General features: G+C 71.3%; 17 protein-coding genes. 7 read left to right on the forward strand and 10 right to left on the reverse strand.

Features of this window, described 5'->3' with window-relative positions; translation table 11 throughout:
• Positions 1-21: 21 nt before the first annotated feature.
• Entirely contained in the window at positions 22-1,602 is a 1,581-nt protein-coding gene (locus P3T34_RS07580) for a GMC family oxidoreductase (protein WP_280665218.1), read from the forward strand.
• Here P3T34_RS07580 and P3T34_RS07585 read toward each other — a convergent pair.
• From P3T34_RS07585 to P3T34_RS07600, 4 genes are all read right to left on the reverse strand, one after another.
• Positions 1,599-2,639: a cytochrome d ubiquinol oxidase subunit II gene (locus P3T34_RS07585; protein WP_280665219.1), complete on the reverse strand. Its 1,041-nt coding sequence runs from the start codon at positions 2,637-2,639 to the stop codon at positions 1,599-1,601. The genes P3T34_RS07580 and P3T34_RS07585 overlap by 4 nt on opposite strands.
• The gene (locus P3T34_RS07590) at positions 2,639-4,117 is read right to left on the reverse strand and encodes a cytochrome ubiquinol oxidase subunit I (protein WP_280665220.1); all 1,479 of its coding nucleotides are present in this window, start codon (positions 4,115-4,117) and stop codon (positions 2,639-2,641) included. Before P3T34_RS07590 ends, P3T34_RS07585 begins: the two co-directional genes overlap by 1 nt.
• 104 nt (positions 4,118-4,221) lie before the next feature.
• Entirely contained in the window at positions 4,222-5,061 is an 840-nt protein-coding gene (locus P3T34_RS07595) for an SDR family oxidoreductase (protein ID WP_280665221.1), read from the reverse strand.
• 191 nt (positions 5,062-5,252) lie between these two features.
• Positions 5,253-5,897, reverse strand: coding sequence for a GAP family protein (locus P3T34_RS07600; RefSeq protein WP_280665222.1), 645 nt, complete (start codon positions 5,895-5,897; stop codon positions 5,253-5,255).
• Positions 5,898-6,184: 287 nt separating this feature from the next.
• Here P3T34_RS07600 and P3T34_RS07605 point away from each other — a divergent pair, with 287 nt between their 5' ends.
• Positions 6,185-7,138, forward strand: a complete 954-nt coding sequence (locus P3T34_RS07605) for a DUF389 domain-containing protein (protein ID WP_280665223.1) — start codon at positions 6,185-6,187, stop codon at positions 7,136-7,138.
• Positions 7,139-7,163: 25 nt separating this feature from the next.
• On the opposite strand, the gene P3T34_RS07610 is transcribed toward P3T34_RS07605, so the two are convergent.
• Positions 7,164-7,706, reverse strand: a complete 543-nt coding sequence (locus P3T34_RS07610) for a gluconokinase (RefSeq protein WP_280665224.1) — start codon at positions 7,704-7,706, stop codon at positions 7,164-7,166.
• A 211-nt stretch (positions 7,707-7,917) separates the two neighbouring features.
• Between P3T34_RS07610 and P3T34_RS07615 the strand changes: the two genes are divergently transcribed.
• The gene (locus P3T34_RS07615) at positions 7,918-9,261 is read left to right on the forward strand and encodes a chloride channel protein (protein ID WP_280665225.1); all 1,344 of its coding nucleotides are present in this window, start codon (positions 7,918-7,920) and stop codon (positions 9,259-9,261) included.
• A 7-nt stretch (positions 9,262-9,268) separates the two neighbouring features.
• On the opposite strand, the gene P3T34_RS07620 is transcribed toward P3T34_RS07615, so the two are convergent.
• Positions 9,269-10,126: a helix-turn-helix transcriptional regulator gene (locus tag P3T34_RS07620; protein WP_280665226.1), complete on the reverse strand. Its 858-nt coding sequence runs from the start codon at positions 10,124-10,126 to the stop codon at positions 9,269-9,271.
• A gap of 100 nt (positions 10,127-10,226) precedes the next feature.
• On the opposite strand from P3T34_RS07620, the gene P3T34_RS07625 reads away from it, so the two are divergent.
• Positions 10,227-11,279 carry an NAD(P)-dependent alcohol dehydrogenase gene (locus P3T34_RS07625; protein WP_280665227.1) on the forward strand — a complete coding sequence of 351 codons (1,053 nt, stop codon included), beginning with the start codon at positions 10,227-10,229 and terminating at the stop codon, positions 11,277-11,279.
• Between the two features lie 92 nt (positions 11,280-11,371).
• Here P3T34_RS07625 and P3T34_RS07630 read toward each other — a convergent pair whose 3' ends face one another.
• Entirely contained in the window at positions 11,372-11,992 is a 621-nt protein-coding gene (locus tag P3T34_RS07630; protein ID WP_280665228.1) for a hypothetical protein, read from the reverse strand.
• Positions 11,993-12,153: 161 nt separating this feature from the next.
• On the opposite strand from P3T34_RS07630, the gene P3T34_RS07635 reads away from it, so the two are divergent.
• The 3 genes from P3T34_RS07635 (at position 12,154) to P3T34_RS07645 (ending at position 14,850) form a co-directional block, all read left to right on the forward strand.
• Entirely contained in the window at positions 12,154-12,723 is a 570-nt protein-coding gene (locus P3T34_RS07635) for a TetR/AcrR family transcriptional regulator (RefSeq protein WP_280665229.1), read from the forward strand.
• A gap of 64 nt (positions 12,724-12,787) precedes the next feature.
• Positions 12,788-13,987: a GDSL-type esterase/lipase family protein gene (locus tag P3T34_RS07640; RefSeq protein ID WP_280665230.1), complete on the forward strand. Its 1,200-nt coding sequence runs from the start codon at positions 12,788-12,790 to the stop codon at positions 13,985-13,987.
• 74 nt (positions 13,988-14,061) lie between these two features.
• The gene (locus tag P3T34_RS07645) at positions 14,062-14,850 is read left to right on the forward strand and encodes a DUF427 domain-containing protein (protein WP_280665231.1); all 789 of its coding nucleotides are present in this window, start codon (positions 14,062-14,064) and stop codon (positions 14,848-14,850) included.
• An 18-nt stretch (positions 14,851-14,868) separates the two neighbouring features.
• On the opposite strand, the gene P3T34_RS07650 is transcribed toward P3T34_RS07645, so the two are convergent.
• From P3T34_RS07650 to P3T34_RS07660, 3 genes are all read right to left on the reverse strand, one after another.
• A complete protein-coding gene (locus P3T34_RS07650) occupies positions 14,869-15,126 on the reverse strand; it encodes a hypothetical protein (protein ID WP_280665232.1) in 258 nt (85 codons plus the stop codon).
• A 13-nt stretch (positions 15,127-15,139) separates the two neighbouring features.
• Positions 15,140-16,834: a sodium:solute symporter family protein gene (locus P3T34_RS07655; RefSeq protein WP_280665233.1), complete on the reverse strand. Its 1,695-nt coding sequence runs from the start codon at positions 16,832-16,834 to the stop codon at positions 15,140-15,142.
• A 144-nt stretch (positions 16,835-16,978) separates the two neighbouring features.
• The gene (locus P3T34_RS07660; RefSeq protein ID WP_280665234.1) at positions 16,979-17,605 is read right to left on the reverse strand and encodes a DUF998 domain-containing protein; all 627 of its coding nucleotides are present in this window, start codon (positions 17,603-17,605) and stop codon (positions 16,979-16,981) included.
• Positions 17,606-17,618 lie beyond the last annotated feature (13 nt).

Raw genomic sequence — 17,618 nt, forward strand, 5'->3', positions numbered from 1 at the left:
TGAACCCCCATAAGGAGAGAGATGGCTGACGACAGGCACTACGACGTCATCATCATCGGCAGCGGTGCGGGCGGCGGCACGCTCGCCCATCGGTTGGCGCCCTCGGGCAAGCGGGTCCTGATCCTGGAGCGCGGCGGCTACCTGCCCCGCGAGCTCGACAACTGGGACTCCACGGCCGTCTTCGTGAAGGGCAAGTACCTCGCTCCCGAGTCCTGGTACGACGCGAACGGCCGCGCGTTCCAGCCGGAGGTCAACTACTACGTCGGTGGCAACACCAAGTTCTACGGCGCCGCGCTGTTCCGGCTGCGGCCCGAGGACTTCGGTGTGCTGCGCCATCACGACGGCGTCTCGCCGGCCTGGCCGATCCGCTACGAGGACCTGGAGCCGTACTACACCGAGGCCGAGCACCTCTACCTGGTGCACGGCGAGCACGGCGAGGACCCCACCGAGGGACCGGCCAGTGCCCCGTACGCCCACCCGCCCGTGCGGCACGAGCCCCGCATCCAGCAGCTCAGCGACGACCTGGAGAAGCAGGGCCTGCACCCCTTCCACCTGCCGATCGGGGTCAACCTCACCCAGGACGCCGAGGGCGGGGCCACCCATGAGAGCGTCTGCATCCGCTGCAACCGGGTCGACGGGTTCCCGTGCCTGGTGAACGGCAAGTCGGACGCCCAGGTGATCTGCGTCGACCCCGCGCTGAAGCACGCCAACGTCGAGCTGGTCACGGGCGCCAACGTCCGCCGCCTGGAGACCGATCCGACCGGTCGCCGGGTCACCGCGGTGGTCACGGAGCTCGCGGACGGCTCGACCGGGCGGTTCGCCGCCGACCTCGTGGTGGTCGCCTGCGGGGCCGTCAACTCGGCCGCACTGCTACTGCGTTCGGCCAACGAGCAGCACCTGGGCGGCTTGGCCAACAGCTCGGACATGGTCGGCCGCCACTACATGCGGCACAACAACCTGGCGCTGATGGCGGTCTCCAAGGAGCCCAATCCGACCCGGTTCCAGAAGACCCTGGCGCTGCACGACTGGTACCTCGGCGCGGACGACTTCGAGTTCCCGCTCGGCGGCATCCAGATGCTCGGGAAGTCCGACGCCGCGCAGATCCACGGCGAGGCACCGCGCTGGGCCGGCAAGATCTCACCCGACCTGCCGTTCGAGGTACTCGCCCACCACGCCGTCGACTTCTGGCTCTGCGGCGAGGACCTGCCGCTGCCGGACAGCCGGGTCACCCTCGACTCGGACGGCGCCATCCACCTCAGCATCGACGAGCAGAACAACATGATCGGTTTGAAGCGGCTGCAGCACAAGCTGCAGAGCATGCTGGGGCAGCTGGGCATGCACCCCCACCGGCTGCTCGACCACAGCCTCTACCTCCACAAGGGCATGCCGATCGGCGCCACCGCGCACCAGGCCGGCACCGTGCGGTTCGGCACGGACCCCCGCACCTCGGTCCTGGACGTCGACTGCAAGGCCCACGACCTGGACAACCTCTACGTGGTCGACACCAGCTTCTTCCCGAGCATCGGCGCCGTGAACCCGTCGCTGACCGCCATCGCCAACGCCCTGCGGGTCGGCGACCGCATCCTCGAACGGCTCCGCTAGAGGTTGTCGCCAGCGGCCGGCGCGGCCTGGGTGTCGGCGTCGCTGAGGGACTCCAACTCGCCGTGCGTGTCCATCCAGTAGAGCAGCACCACGGCCGGTCCCACCAGGACGATCGCCACCACCGTGACGATCACCAGCCAGCCCAGGGTGGTCGAGGCACCGGCCGCCTGGGCCACCGTCAGGGACGTCGGCAGCAGGTAGGGCCGCTGCGCGAAGCCCCAGCCGAAGACGGTGAGCGCCACGCTCGCCACGGCGGTGTACCGGCACCAGCGGTAGGAGCGGCGCGCCAGCAGCACGGCGGTGACAATGCCGCTCGCCAGCGCGAGGAGCACGAACAGCAGCCCGAGCCCGCCGGTGAACCCGTGCCAGACGTAGTGCGCGTCGCCATGGGTGACCGGCAGGCCGATCAGCGCCAGCAGCACGATCGCGCCGAGCGCGAGCAGCGCGCGCAGCCGGAAGTAGCCGACGAGGTCGTCGGCGCCGAAGCGGCGCGCGTCGCAGCACAGGAAGACGGCGCCAAGGAAAGCGACCGCGCCGATGGCGAGCAGGCCGGTCAGGACGGAGGTGGGGTTGGCCCAGGCGTCCGCGGAGGCGGTGACGCCGACCGCGACCCGGCCCGAGGCGATCCCGCCCAGCACGGCCCCGAGGAAGAACGGGGTGAGCAGCGAGGAGATCGCGAACACCGCACCGTAGAGCCGCCGTCGGGAGAGCCGGTGGGCGGGCTTGCGCAGCGCGAAGCCCGCGCCGCGCAGCACCAGGCCGACGGCGGCGAGGGCCAGCGGCAGCCACAGGGCCTCGAAGACGGCCTCGAACATGGTCGGGAACCCGGTCCACATCAGGATCAGGACGAAGACCAGCCAGACGTTGTTGACCTCCCAGACGGGTCCCATCGCGTGGTCGATCAGCCGGCGGGGGCGCTCGCCCCGGGCCGCTCCCCCGGCCACCAGGTCCCAGAAGCCCGCGCCGTAGTCGGTACCGCCCGCGCAGGCGTAGGCGGCGACGGCGAGCACCAGCACCCAGGCGATCAGGTCCGCCATCAGGACTCGCCCCCGTCGGCCCGCTCGCCGTTCCCACCGGGCGCGGCCGCGGTGGGCACCGGCTCACCGCGCGGGCCGTACGGCGTGTCGAGCTCCGGCGCCGGAGCGGTGGGGGACGACGCGGCGTCGGCGATCCGCCAGCGGGTCCGCATCTTCAGCAGCACCGCCAGGAAGGACCCGAAGACGGCCACGTACACCACCGCGACGACGCCGAACATCGTCCACAGCGAACCGGACTTGGTGGTGGTCACCGCGTCGGAGACCCGCGTGTTGAAGTAGACGATCCAGGGCTGGCGGCCGACCTCGGTGGCGATCCAGCCGCACTCCACGGTGAACAGGCAGGCCGCCCCCGCGACGGCGGCGCAGCGGAAGAACCAGCGCGAGCGGGGCAGGTCGCGGTGGCGCAGCCAGCACCAGGCGTACCAGAGCGCGAGCAGGATCAGCACGCTGCCGATGAGGGCCATGAGGTCGAAGGCCCAGTGGGCGATGGTGGCCTGGGTGGCGGTGGGGCGGTCGTCGGCTGCCACCGAGGTGAGACCGGTGACCTGGGTGCTGGGCTTGAACCCGGCCAGGATCGAGTCGAGTTGGGGGATCTTCAGGCCGCCGGAGACGGTGCCGTCGGAGTTCAGCCGGCCGAACATGTACTCCGGCACGTGGGTGCCGGTGTTCCAGACGATCTCCAGGGCGGCGAACTTGACCGGCTGCTTGTGGAAGACCGAGCGCGCGATGGAGTCGCCGAGCACGAACTGGATCGGGGTGAGGATCGCGGCGACCGTGAACGGCAGGGTGAAGCCGAGCCGGTGGTAGCGGTCGCGGCGCCCGCGCAGCCAGCCGACCGCGTAGACGCCGGCGACCACGTACGCGGCGGTGAGGAACATCGCCACCGCGAAGTGCCAGTACTCGGGGCCGAACATCGGTGTGAAGATCGCCTGCCGCACGGTGACATCGACCGGATTGCCCGCGGCGTCGAGGGTGAAGCCCCGCGGGGTGTTCATCCACGAGTTGGCCGCGATGATGCCGAAGGCGCCCATCAGGGCGGTCAGCGGCAGGGGCAGGCCCAGCCAGAAGTGCGTCCACGGCTTGAGCCGGCGCCAGCCGTAGAGGTAGATCGCGATCAGCACGGCCTCCAGGAAGAACGCCCAGGCCTCGACGCCGAACCCGAGCCCGAACACGTCGCCCCAACGCCCCATCATGCCGGGCCACAGCAGGCCGAACTCGAAGGAGAGGACGGTACCGGTGACGACCCCGATGGCGAACTGCACGGCCATCACGGCGGACCAGCGCCGGGCGAGTTTCAGGGCGACGACGTCGCCCCGGCGCAGTCCCCGGTAGTGCATCAGCAAGGTGATGGCGGGCAGCGCCACGCCGAACGGGACCAGCAGGATGTGGGAGGCCAGGGTGAAGGCCATCAGCTCCCGGGCGGGCAGGAGTTGGGCGGGGGCGTTCGCCAGGAGGGCGGCGGCGGTGGTGGGTTGCATGAGCGCCTCACTGGTTCGCGCAGCGGCGTACGGGAGGTGGAGCGAGAGCCGGCCCGCCCGAGGGCGTCGGGCCGGGGGCCGGCGCGCGACGGCGTCGGGCCGGGTCAGCCTCCGGTGGCGAAGCCGGGGAAGAGGGTCATCCCGCCGTCGACGTAGAGGGTGGCGCCGACCACGTAGTCGAGGAGGTCCGAGGCCAGGGCGACGACCGCGTCGGCGATGTCGTCCGGGTCCCCGACCCGGCCGTAGGGGATGAGCCGCAGCAGGTCGGCCTCGGCCTGCGGGGTTTCCCAGGCGTCCTTGTTGATGGGGGTGCGGATGGCGCCCGGGGCGACGGCGTTGACCCGAATCTTGTGGGGGGCGAGCTCCTGGGCGAGGGTCTGCATCAGCATGCCCACCCCGCCCTTGGAGGACGCGTAGTTCACATGGCCCGACCAGGGCACGATCTGGTGCACCGAGCTCATGCAAATGATCTTCCCCGCCGACCGGGAGACCTCCGGCACGACCCCGCGCCGCATGAACTCCTTGGCGGCCTCGCGCGCGCACAGGAACTGACCGGTCAGGTTGACGTCGATGACCTTCTGCCACTGCGCGATCGTCATCCCGATGACGGGCGAGTCCCGCTGGAGACCGGCGTTGGCCACCATGAGGTCGATGGTGCCGAACTCCTGGACCATCCGCGCCACCATGCCCACGACCTGGTCCTCGTCGGAGACGTCGGCCTCGTGCGCGTAGGCGCGCACGCCGAAGCCCTTGATCTGCGCCACGACCTCCTCGGCCTGGTCCGCGCCGACCACGTAGTTGACCACGACATCCGCCCCGGCCCGGCCGAGGGCGATCGCGGTCGCCTTGCCGATGCCCGAATTGGCGCCGGTCACCAGTGCTTTCTGCCCGGCGAGGAGCTGGGCGGAGAGCACTCCGCGGGCCTCACCGGTACGTTCTGCCACCACGACTTCTCCTTCGGCGTTTGAGAGGCGGGGTTCGCGGGCCTGTTCCACAGCCGCCCCGAAGCGCCGGGCGGCGGCCTCCAAACAGGAAAGGAACCACCGGTCACCCCCGCCGGGCGGACCGGCACGCGGCGCCGTCCCGTTTAGGGAGGGAATCTCCACCAGCCGGGCTAACGATGTCGGCGCCGCTCTCAGCTGACGAGCTGGTAGATGCTGTGGCCGACCAGCCAGAGGCCCAGGAGCAGCGAGATCGTCACGATCGTCTGCTCCTGGTGACCGTCCAGCCAATCGCGCAGGCCCCGCAGTCGGGCCCCGGCGGCAGCCGGTGCGAACGTCGTGTACAGCTCCATCACCAGCAGGCTGGCGGTCGCCAGCACGCAGTACCCCGTCAGGGCGAGGGTGGCAGCGACCGAGGACAGGTTCGCGTCGACCGCCGAGGCTGCGCCGGCGCCCACCATCCCCCAGGGCTGCAGCAGGATCGCGAGTCCGGCCGCCGTCCAGCCGGAGACCTCGTCCAGCCTCGCCTGCCACCGGGGCGGTCGGTGGGGGCGACTGGGCCGCCGGCGTCGGCGTTCTCCGTAGAGGACGAAACCAAGGCCCAGCGTCAGCTTCACCGACAGGACGGCCGTGGAGGGGGCATCGTGCTGCGCCGGAGGCGTGCCGCCGGTCAGCAGCATCACCGCGACGATCACCAGGACCAGACTCGCGAGCCAGGACAGGATGAAGGCGAGCCCCTTGCGGACACCGCGCTCCGCGGAGAGCAGCAGGATGAAGACGCTGTTGTGCAGCGGCCCCAGCGTGATCGCGGTGCCGATGACGAGAAGGTCAGCGATCATCGTTGCCTGCCATGTCCCAAGGCCCGCCGGACGACAGGGACCTGCCGACGGGCGGAGGTCGGGGGCCGACAGGTGCGGTTCGTGCTGCCGGCACGACTCTGTTGGCCCCGGTCCGCCGAGTCAAGCCGGCAGGGCGGGCCGTACCCCGAATGCCGTCGGCCGAGGCCGTTCGACGGCTCGCGCGGCTCGGGCGGCTCGCGCCCGGGCGGCTCAGCCGGTGTCGCTCGTATGGTGGACATCCGGTTGGCTCTGCGGGGTCGCTGGACGGCCGGGGTGAGGATGGCCGGATGGACATGATCCACGTGCGTCTGGTGGTTCCGCCCGAACTGGCCGACGAGACGGTCGGGTTGCTGTCGGCCGATCACTACGTCTTCAACCTGCTCGTCCACCCCGGTGCCGCGCGCAACCCGGCGGGTGAAGCCGTCGAGTGCGATGTGCTGACCGGCGCAGCGAACGAGACGCTGGGTCGACTGCGGAGCCTGGGCGTGGAGCGCCGCGGCTCGATCATGGTCGATCCGGTGGAGATGGCGCTGTCCGGGCCGGCGGCCCGGGTGGAGGCGCAGCGGCTCGGCCCCCGCGCCCACGCTCCGGTCTGGGAGGAGGTCGAGGCACGCATCCGCGCGGAGGGCACCTATCTGCCCAGCTTCTACCTCTACCTGATCGTCGCGGGTCTGATCGGGTCGGTGGGGATCATCACCAACTCACAGATCCTGATCGTCGCGGCGATGGTCGTCGGGCCCGAGTACGGCGCCATCACCAGCATCGCCCTGGGCCTGGAGAAACGGAACGCGGTGCGGGTCCGGCAGGGCCTGCTCGCCCTGCTGATCGGCTTCTCGCTCGCGGTGGTCGTCACGTTCCTGTTCTCTCTGCTGGTCCGGGGAGCGGGCCTGCAGCCCCGCGCGTTCGACCTGGGCGTCAGGCCCGTCTCCAACCTGATCAACACGCCCAACTTCTTCTCCGTCGTGGTGGCGGTACTGGCCGGCATCGTCGGGATCGTCTCCCTCACCCAGTCCAGGACGAGCGCGCTGCTCGGCGTCTTCATCTCGGTCACCACCATCCCGGCGGCTGCCGACATCGGCGTCTCGTGCGCGTTCTCCAGCTGGACCGAGGCACGTGGTTCGCTGTTTCAACTGCTGCTCAACATCGTGGTGCTGATCGTGGTGGGGCTGCTCACCCTCAAGACCCAGAAGGCGTTCTGGCGCAGGGTCAGCCGCCGCAGGGCCCAGGGGGCCGCCCGCTGACCCGCGCTCGCCGGAGCCGGCCCGGTCAGTCGCGGCGGGTCCGCAGGCGCTCCAGGACGGCGCCGACGATGGCCTCCGGCGTGTCGGTGAGCGGCGCCACCCACGGCTGCTCGTCCGCCGACGGCTCCTCCAGGTCGGCGAACTGACTGTCCAGCAGCCCGGCCGGGAAGAAGTGCCCGTGCCGCTCGGACAGCCGCTTGGCGATGAGCTCCCGGCTTCCCCGCAGGTAGAGCAGCTGGACCTCCGGGCGCCCGTCGCGCAGGACGTCCCGGTAGGCCCGCTTGAGCGCGGAGCAGGCCACCACCGCCGACTCGCCCGCGCGCAGCCGCTCGTCCATCCAGTGCGCGACCGCCCGCAGCCAGGGCCCGCGCTCCTGGTCGGTCAGCCGGTGGCCGGCGGCCATCCTCGCGCGGGACTGCGGCGCATGGAGGTCGTCGGCATCCTCGAACGGCCATCCGAGGCGCGCCGCCAGCAGCGAACCCACCGTGCTCTTCCCCGCGCCGGAAACGCCCAGGACCACGATGACGGTCGGCCGGTACGCCACAGGTTCCACATGGTCGCTCTGCACTGAGCCGTCCTCACCTCGCTGGCCGCGAACGTTCAGGTTATCCGGCGCCGGGGCCGCGGTGAATGCGGCGGATCAGCGCGGCTTGCTGCCATCATCGAGCCGGAAGCCGGGCACTGGCCCGCACCACCCGACCGTCGCCGCTCTCCCACCGCGCCGCGCGCGTCCGCTCCGAGAGCCGACACCCACCAGCGAGACGGCACCGAGGAGCACCTTGACGTCAACGAACGAGCCGACCGCGGACGCTGCGGCGGACGCCCTGCTCGCGGACCCGTTCGGCCCGCTGCGCACCAAGGGCTACCTGGTACTCCTCGTCATCGCCGCCGTGCTGGGCGTCTTCCTGTCGGCCGGCGCCTACGGCTTCCTCCAACTGGTCGACGAGCTCCAGCGGACCTTCTACACCACCCTGCCGAAGTCGCTCGGCTTCGTCGGGGCGCCCCCGTGGTGGCCGCTGCCGCTGCTCGGGACGGCCGGCCTGCTGGTCGCCCTGACCGTCCAGTACCTGCCGGGCAACGGCGGCCACCAGCCGGCCGAGGGGCTCAAGACCAAGGGCGGCGCAGCCACCGTGGCCGAACTCCCCGGCATCCTGCTGGCGGCGGTGGCCTCGCTCGCGCTCGGCGCCGTGATCGGACCGGAGGCCCCGCTGATCGCGCTCGGCGGCGGCCTGGCGCTCTGCGCCTTCCGCCTGCTGAAGCCCGACGCCGACGCCAGGACCCAGGCGGTGGTGGCGGCCTCCGGCAGCTTCGCCGCCATCAGCGCGCTGCTCGGCTCACCGCTGCTCGGCGCGTTCCTGCTGATGGAGGCGTCCGGGCTCGGCGGACCGATGCTCGGCATCGTCCTGCTGCCCGGCCTGCTGGCCGCCGGTGTCGGATCGCTGATCTTCATCGGCCTCGGCTCCTGGACCGGGCTCAGCGCCGGCTCGCTGGTCATCCCGAGCCTGCCCGCGGTGAGCCGGCCCGATGTCGGCCAGTTCGGCTGGGCGCTGGTCATCGGCGTCGCAGCGGCCTTCCTCGGCATCGGCATCCAGCGCCTGGCACTGCGCCTGCAGCCGCAGGTGAACCGCAAGCGGCTGGTGCTGACCCCGCTGATGGGCCTGGTCACGGCGGGCGCCGCCATCGCCTACGCCGAGGCCACCGGGCACGGCTCGTCCGACGTGCTGTTCTCCGGCCAGAGCGACCTGCCCCAACTCCTGCTCCACACCAGCGGCTACACCGCGGGTGCGCTGACCCTGCTGATCGCCTGCAAGGGCATCGCCTACTGCGTCTGCCTGTCGGCCTTCCGCGGCGGGCCGATCTTCCCCGCGCTGTTCCTGGGCGCCGCCGGCGGACTCGCGCTGTCGCACCTGCCGGGACTCCCCTTCATCGCGGGCGCCGCGATGGGCATGGGGGCGATGTCGGTGGCGATGCTCAAGCTGCCGATGACCTCGGTCCTGCTGGCCACCCTGCTGCTGGGGGCGGACGGCGTGACCGTCATGCCGCTGGTGATCGTGGCGGTCGTGGTCTGCCACGTCACGGCCTCACGGCTGGTCCCGGCCCCGTCGGGCCCGCAGCCGACCTGACGGTCCTTCAGGCTCGCTCGTCCACGACCGCGTCGCTGGTCCAACTGGCCAGCAGCCGCAGCGACTCGGCCGAGGGCGAGCCCGGCTCCGCGTGGTAGACGACCAGCATCTGATCCGGATCGGCCGGCACCAGCAGTGTCTCGTAGGTGAGGGTCAGCCCGCCGACCAGGCCGTGGTGGAGCTGCTTGACGCCGTAGCACTTCTCCCGGACGTCGTGGGCGGCCCAGAGGCGTCGGAAGTCCTCGCTCTTCATCGACAACTCGCCGACCAGCGAAGCAAGTTGGGGATCGTCCGGGTAGTAGCCCGCGTCCACCCGCAGGGCGGCCACCACGTCGGCGGCCTTGCCCTCCCAGTCGTCGTACAGCTCGCGGGAGTCGGCGCAGAGGAAGAGCTGCCAGGCCACGTTGCGCTGCTCCGGGCGCATCGCGGCGAAGTCGCCGAGGAGGGCGCAGGCGAGCCGGTTCCAGCCGATCACGTCCATCCGCCGCCCGATGACGTACGCCGGGACGTCCGTCATCGCGTCGAGGAGCTGCTGCAGCGCAGGCCGCATCCGCTGCCGGCGCGCGAAGTTGCGCGAGCGCCGCTGCACCGGCTTGGTCAGCTGGCTCAGGTGCTCGCGCTCGGCCTGGGTCAGCCGCAGCGCGCCCGCGATCGCGTCCAGCACGGCGGTGGAGACGTTCTCGCCGTGCCCCTGTTCGAGCCGCGTGTAGTACGCGACGCTCACGCCCGCGAGTTGCGCCAGCTCCTCGCGCCGCAGCCCGGGCACCCGGCGCCGCCCGCCGTGGTGGGAGATCCCCACGTCCTGCGGCTGCAGCCGGGCGCGGCGCGAGCGCAGGAACTCGCTCAATTCGGTGCGCTGGTCCATGGCAGCAAGTATGAAGGTACTTCTGCCAGTGGTAGGAACGGCGGTCGTACGTTGACGGAGGAGCTGGCTACCACCACCGGAAGCAGGCACGCTGGACGGCATGACCACTACGAACGTCCCCGCCTACGCAGCCCCCGCACCCAAGGCACCGCTGGAGCGGACCACGATCCCCCGTCGGGCGCTCGGTGAGCACGACATCCTGATCGCGGTCGCGTTCGCGGGCATCTGCCACTCCGACATCCACCAGGTCAACAACGGTTGGGGCGAGGGCACCTTCCCGATGGTCCCCGGCCATGAGATCGCGGGTGTGGTCGCCGAGGTCGGCCCCGGCGTCACCCGGCACGCGGTCGGCGACCGGGTCGGCGTCGGCTGCTTCGTCGACTCCTGCCGTGAGTGCGAGAACTGCCTCGCCGGTCTGCAGCAGTACTGCACCGGCCAGCTCGGCGCGGTGATGACCTACAACGGCACCGGCCGTGACGGGCAGCCCACCTACGGCGGCTACTCCACCCAGCTGGTGGTGGACGAGGGCTACGCGCTGCGGATCCCCGCCGCCATCCCGCTGGACGCGGCCGCGCCGCTGCTCTGCGCCGGCATCACGCTGTACTCCCCGCTCGCCCACTGGGGTGCCGGCCCCGGCAAGAAGGTGGCGGTGGTCGGCCTCGGCGGGCTCGGGCACCTGGGAGTGAAGCTCGCGCACGCCAAGGGCGCCGAGGTCACCGTGCTCAGCCAGTCGCTGCGCAAGCAGGAGGACGGGTTCAAGCTCGGCGCGGACCACTACTACGCCACCTCCAACCCGGAGACCTTCGAGCGCCTCGCGGGGACCTTCGACCTGATCCTGAACACCGTCTCCGCCGACCTCGACCTCAACGCCTACCTCGGCCTGCTGAAGACCGACGGCACCCTGGTCCAGATCGGCGTCCCCGAGAACCCCACGGTGGTCTCGCCCTTCGCCCTCATCGGCGGCCGCAGGTCGCTGGCCGGCTCGATGATCGGCGGCCTCCCGGAGACCCAGGAGATGCTCGACTTCTGCGCGGAGCACGGCATCGGCACGGAGATCGAGCTGATCAGCGCCGACCGGATCAACGAGGCGTATGCGCGGGTGGTCGCCAGCGACGTCCGCTACCGCTTCGTCATCGACACCTCCACCATCTGATCCACCATCACGACGGCGCCAGCTCCTACCCTTCGGGGCAGAGCTGGCGTTTGTCGTATCGGGGCTGCTCAGGCGGTCATGCGGTCAAGCGGTCAAGCGGTCAGCTGACGGCCCTGCTCGAAGAAGGCCAGCACACCGTCCACGCCGCCGAGTTCGCCAATCTTGGCCACCGCGCCGAACGGCGCGTTCCAGAACGGCCCCCGCCGCTGGACGTGCGGGCCGACGTAGGCGTACGGCTCGGCGCTGAAGTCGTCGCCCGGGGAGACCCCGTAGTTGACCGCCCCGACGCTCACGCCCAGGTCGAAGTGCTCGGGCCAGATGACCGGATCCGCCCCGGCGAACATCCGGCGCAGCGCGGCGTCGCCGAGCGCGAAACCCTGGGCGATCAGGTGCGCGGCCTGCGGATCGGCTTCGATCACGTCCTCAAGGCCGACGCCGGAGCCCTCCTGGTAGAGCCCGGCCGGCGCACCGCCGGTGACCCCGATCGCCGCCGCCAGATCGGCGCAGGTGGCCCGCTCCAGGAAGAGCCGCTGCCCGCCTGCCACCAGGTCCGCCCCGACGACCTGCGCGTGCGGCTCGGCCCGGGTGGCGAAGCCGCCCAGGGCCGCACGCAGCCTGATCGTGCCACTGGCTCGGAACTGCGGCCCTGCCAGCACCAGTTCGGCGACGGCGTGCAGCGCGCGGCGGGTGCGTACAAGCGTTTCGATGTCCATAGCGGCATGCTCTCGCGCAGCCCGCCCAGGACCCGCGCTCGGCGCGCTGTTCTCCCCCCTGCTTCCCCGCTTCCCGCCGCTTCCCGCCGCTGTAACGCCGTCGATTTGCCTAAAGGTATTAGGCAAATACATAATCAGTTCTGTCGAACGAGAGGCAGGCTATGGCACGCGCAGGACTGACCACGGAACGCCTCACCCAGGCGGGGGCGGAACTGGCCGACGAGGTCGGCTTCGAGCAGGTGACCGCCTCGGCGCTGGCCAGACGGTTCGACGTCAAGGTCGCGAGCCTCTACTCGCACCTGAAGAGCTCTCAGGACCTCAAGACCAGGATCGCCCTGCTCGCCCTGGAGGAACTCGCCGACCGGGCCGCCGACGCACTGGCCGGGCGGGCCGGCAAGGACGCCCTGACCGCCCTGGCCAACGTCTACCGCGACTACGCCCACGAGCATCCCGGCCGCTACGCCGCGGCGCAGCTCAGGCTCGACCCGCAGACGGCGGCCGCCAGCGCCGGCGTCCGGCATGCCCAGATGACCCGGGCGATCCTGCGCGGCTACGACCTGACGGAGCCGGACCAGACCCACGCGGTCCGGCTGCTGGGGAGCGTCTTCCACGGCTACGTGACGCTGGAGATGGGCGGAGGGTTCAGCCACAGCGCCCCCGACACCCAGGAGACCTGGTCACGCACCCTGGACGCGCTCGACGCCCTGCTGCGGAACTGGCCCGCGCCCTGAAGCACCCCGGACCAGCGTCCCGGACCAGCATCACGGACCGCTCTCTGATCACCAAGTGGGGACCATGCACACCATCAAGCTCGACTGGATCACCACGCCGTTCACCGCGGACATCCTGCGCGGCGCCCTCGAACTGGAGCGCACCGCACGCGGAGTGCTGCCGCACCGGCTGCCCGCCCGGGCCCGCGCCCAGTGCTCCGACGGACAGCTCGCCATGGCGCAGGCCCAGCCCTCCGGCGTACGGCTGGCCTTCCGGACCCGCGCGACCGCCATCGAACTGGACACCCTGCCCACCAAGCGGGTCTACCTGGGCGCCCCACCCCGCCCGGACGGCGTCTACGACCTGCTCATCGACGGCCGCCTCGCCGCGCAGGCCGGCGCAACCGGCGGCAACACCCTCACCATCGACATGACCACCGGCTCCGCCGACACCACGCCCGGCCCGGTCGCCACCCTGCGCTTCACCGACCTGCCCGACGCCACCAAGGACGTCGAGATCTGGCTGCCGCACAACGAGAGCACCGAACTCGTCGCCCTGCGCACCGACGCCCCGGTCGAGCCCGTACCGGACCGGGGCCGCAAAGTCTGGCTGCACCACGGCAGTTCGATCAGCCACGGCTCCGACGCCGCGAGCCCGTCCACCACCTGGCCCGCGCTCGCCGCCGCCCTCGGCGGTGTGGAACTGATCAACCTCGGCCTGGGCGGCAGCGCCCTGCTCGACCCGTTCACCGCCCGCGCCATGCGTGACACCCCCGCCGACCTGATCAGCGTCAAGATCGGCATCAACCTGGTCAACACCGACCTGATGCGCCTGCGCGCCTTCACCCCCGCCGTCCACGGCTTCCTCGACACCATCCGCGAGGGCCACCCCCGCACACCGCTGCTTGTCGTCTCGCCGATCCTGTGCCCGATCCACGAGGACACGCCCGGCCCCAGCGCCCCGGACCTCACTGCCCTCAGCGCCGGACGACTGCTCTTCCGGGCCACGGGCGATCCGGCGGAGCGCGCGAGCGGGAAGCTGACCCTGCGCGTGATCCGGGAGGAGCTGGTCCGGATCACGGCGCAGCGTTCGGCCGAGGACCCGAACCTGCACTACCTCGACGGCCACCGCCTCTACGGCCCGTCCGACTCCGCCGACCTCCCGCTGCCCGACCAGCTCCACCCGGACGCCGCGACCCACCGCCGCATCGGCGAACGCTTCGCCGGCCTGGCCTTCACCGCCGCCGGCCCCTTCCCGCCCTCCGGCGAACCTGCACCGCGTTAGCCGGCGCGCCCTACCCTGGAGGGGACGGCGGCGTCTGTCCCGGTTCTCTCGGTTGTCTGGGTGAGGAGCGTGCGGTGAGCGAGTACTCGGAGCAGCCGGGCTATCCGGCGGTGAACACGCAGGTCAACCATGTCGAGCCGGTGCCGCGGCGGATCCGCGCGGTGCTGGCGGGCGAGACCGTCCTGGACACGACACAGGCCCGCTACGTCTGGGAGGTGCCCTACTACCCCCAGTACTACATCCCGCTGGCCGACGTCCGCGCCGACCTGCTGGTGGCGGACGGGGGCGATGCGGGCGACCCTCAGGAGAGCCCTCGGGGCAGGGTCGAGCGCTACGGGCTGCGAGCGGGCGGCGCCGATCGGCCGGGCGCGGCCAGGGTGCTGCGGGAGTCGCCGATCGCCGCTCTCAGCGGGACGGCGCGCTTCGACTGGGACGCCCTCGACGCCTGGTACGAGGAGGACGAGCAGGTCTTCGTCCACCCGCGCAACCCGTATGTGCGGGTGGACGCGCTGCGTTCGACCCGTACGATCCGCGTCGAGCGCGACGGCGCGGTGCTCGCCGAGTCCTCGTCGCCGGTGATGGTCTTCGAGACCGGTCTGCCGACGCGCTACTACCTCAACCGCACCGATGTCGACTTCACCCGTCTGGTCCCCAGCGACACCGTCACCGCCTGCCCGTACAAGGGGACGACCACCGGCTACTGGAGCGCCCGGGTCGGCGAGCGGCTGCACCCGGACGTCGCCTGGTGCTACGACTTCCCCACCGCGCCACTGCTGCCCATCGCCGGCCTGATCGCGTTCTACAACGAGCGGGTCGACCTCTTCATCGACGGCCACCGGATCGAGCGCCCGAAGAGGCGGTAGGTGGGGAGTCGGATCGGCTCACTGGTCCGGCGGCGGCTCGGGCAGCTGGATCGGGCGCAGCCGCGCCCAGCCGGCGAAGACCGCGGCGCCCAGCAGTATGGCGATGCCCACCCAGAGGTTGACGTTCACCCCGCCGGCCCGGTCCAGGTCGTGGCGCGAGGTGACGGTGGCGCCCATGACGGTCAGCACGGTGCCGTACACGCCGAAGAGCAGCGCGAGGATCCAGCGCAGATCGAAGAGCCCCGCCTGGCGGCGCGCGGACTGCGGGTCGGTCATGGCACGGCCTTCCTCACCAGAAGACGACATTGAGGACGGTGGCGATCAGCAGTGCCCCCGCCCCGAGCAGGGCCGGGTTGCGGTACCAGCCGGCGTCCTGCTGGGTGTCCCCGTCCTTGATGGTGTCCCGCGGGGTCAACGACCAGACCAGGCCGACCAGTTCGCTGTCCGGCTTGGGCTCGGTGACCAGCGACACCGCGACGCTGACCGTGATGTCCAGCACGAACGCCGCGCTCGCCGCGACGAAGCTGGGGCCCTGGCCGGACAGGCTCAGGACGTGGTGCCGGCTGAGCTGGTCCACCGTCACGGCCGAGGCGGTGCCGACGATCAGGCCGATGCCGCCCGCCATCGGGGTGGTCCGCTTCCAGAACATGCCCAGGATGAAGGTGGCGAAGAGCGGGGCGTTGAAGAAGGAGAACAGCGTCTGGAGGTAGTCCATGATGTTGTTGTAGCCACTGGCGATGAACGCGGTGCCGATCGCGATCACGCAGCCGGCCACGGTGGCCGTGCGGCCGACCCGCAGGTAGTACGCGTCCGGCCGGTCCTTGACCACGTAGGCCTGCCAGAGGTCGTACGTGAAGACCGTGTTGAACGAGCTGACGTTGGCCGCCATGCCGGCCATGAAGGCGGCCAGCAGCCCGGTGATCGCCACGCCCAGCATGCCGTTGGGCAGCAGGTCGCGGATCAGCAGCTCGATCGCGTTGTTGTACGTCACCCCGTTGGACAGCTTCCCCCCGCTGGCCTTGTACGCGGCCAACTCCGGGGAGAGCACCGCGGCCAGCATGCCGGGGATCACGATCACCAGCGGCAGCAGCGCCTTGGGGTACGCGCCGATCAGCGGGGTGCGCCGGGCCGCCGACATGCTCCGGGCCGCCAGGGCGCGCTGCACCTCGGCGAAGTTCGTCGTCCAGTAGCCGAAGGAGAGCACGAAGCCCAGGCCGAAGACGATGCCGAGCACGGAGAGCGTGGCATTGGAGATACCGGTGAGGTTGCTGCCCGGCCAGGCGTGCAACTGGGCGTCAGCATCGGTGTTCACTGCCCGGATCCGGTGGCTCAGGCCGCTCCAGCCGCCGACCCGGTGCAGGCCGACCAGGGTGAGCGGGACCAGCATCGCCACGATCACGAAGAACTGCATCACCTCGTTGTAGACCGCGGCGGACAGCCCGCCGAGCGAGGTGTAGGCCAGCACGATCGCCGCGGCGACCATGATGGAGACCCATAGCGGCCAGCCGAGCAGCGCGTTGACCACGGTGGCCAGCGCGTACAGGTTCACCCCGGCGATCAGCACCTGGGCGAGCGCGAAGCTGAGCGCGTTCACCAGGTGGGCGAACCGGCCGAAGCGCCGCGCCAGGAACTCCGGGACGCTGCGCACCTGGGAGCCGTAGTAGAACGGCATCATCACCAGGCCCAGGAAGACCATGGCCGGGATGGCGCCGATCCAGTAGTAGTGCACGGTCGGGATGCCGAACTGCGCGCCGTTGGCGGTCATCCCGAAGATCTCGACCGCCCCGAGGTTGGCGGAGATGAACGCCAGGCCGGTGACCCAGGCGGGCAGCGAACGCCCCGACAGGAAGAAGTCCAGGCTGGTGGAGACCGAGCGGCGGGCGAGGGTGCCGATGCCGAGCACCAGCGCGAAGTAGAAGAGGAGCAGGGCGTAGTCGATCGGTCCGGCGTCCAGTCGCAGGCTCGCGGCGCCTAGGACGTTCATCGCCAACCCCACCCCTCGGACACCCGGCCTGTGGTGTCCTGTCCTACCAGCGCGCCCGCCACTCCGGGCCGGCTGGTCACCTGCTCGTGGGCGTGGCGTTGGGCCGGTCGGCGCAGGCGTGAACGGCGCCCCTCGCCGCAGCCGTCACCGTCGCTGCCGCCTGCGCTGATCGAGCGCACCGGCAGCGGCCACCGGTGCGAACCGTACGCAGGAGACCGCGACGGCGAACGGCCAGAGCGCCTGGGTGGCCGTCACCAGGCGCTCGGCCACGCCCGCGGCGCCGTGGTGGTTCAGCGCGACCAGGAACCACCAGGCCCCGGCCAGCATCAGCAGGGTCACCACGATCGACGGCACGGGCCGCAGCCCCCAGGGCGCGGAGCGGCCGCGGACGGCGGCCAGATACGGCCAGACGCACAGCAGCGAGAAGCCGAGGACCGTCACCACGCCGTGCCGAAACGAGCCGCCGTGCAGCGGCTGCGGGAACATCGCCACCAGGAACGACGCCACTCCCCCACCCGCCAGCGCGACCCGGCCGGCGAACACGGCGGCGCGCAGGCCGATCGCGGTGACCAGGTGGCAGATCCCCAGCGCGGCCAGCGAGCTGACCATCAGCCAGCGGCCGGGGGCTCCATCGGCCTCGAGGGCGCTGATCGTATCGGTGACCGGGTTGTAGTCGGACCCGCGCAGGAGGCCCGTCGTCACCCAGCCACCGATCAGGACGACCGGCGCGCAGCCGGACGAAAGCAGGGCCCACCAGGGGATGAGTCGCATCCGCCCACGGTAG

Origin of the sequence: Kitasatospora sp. MAP12-44 (assembly GCF_029892095.1) — a bacterium.
Lineage (GTDB): Bacteria > Actinomycetota > Actinomycetes > Streptomycetales > Streptomycetaceae > Kitasatospora.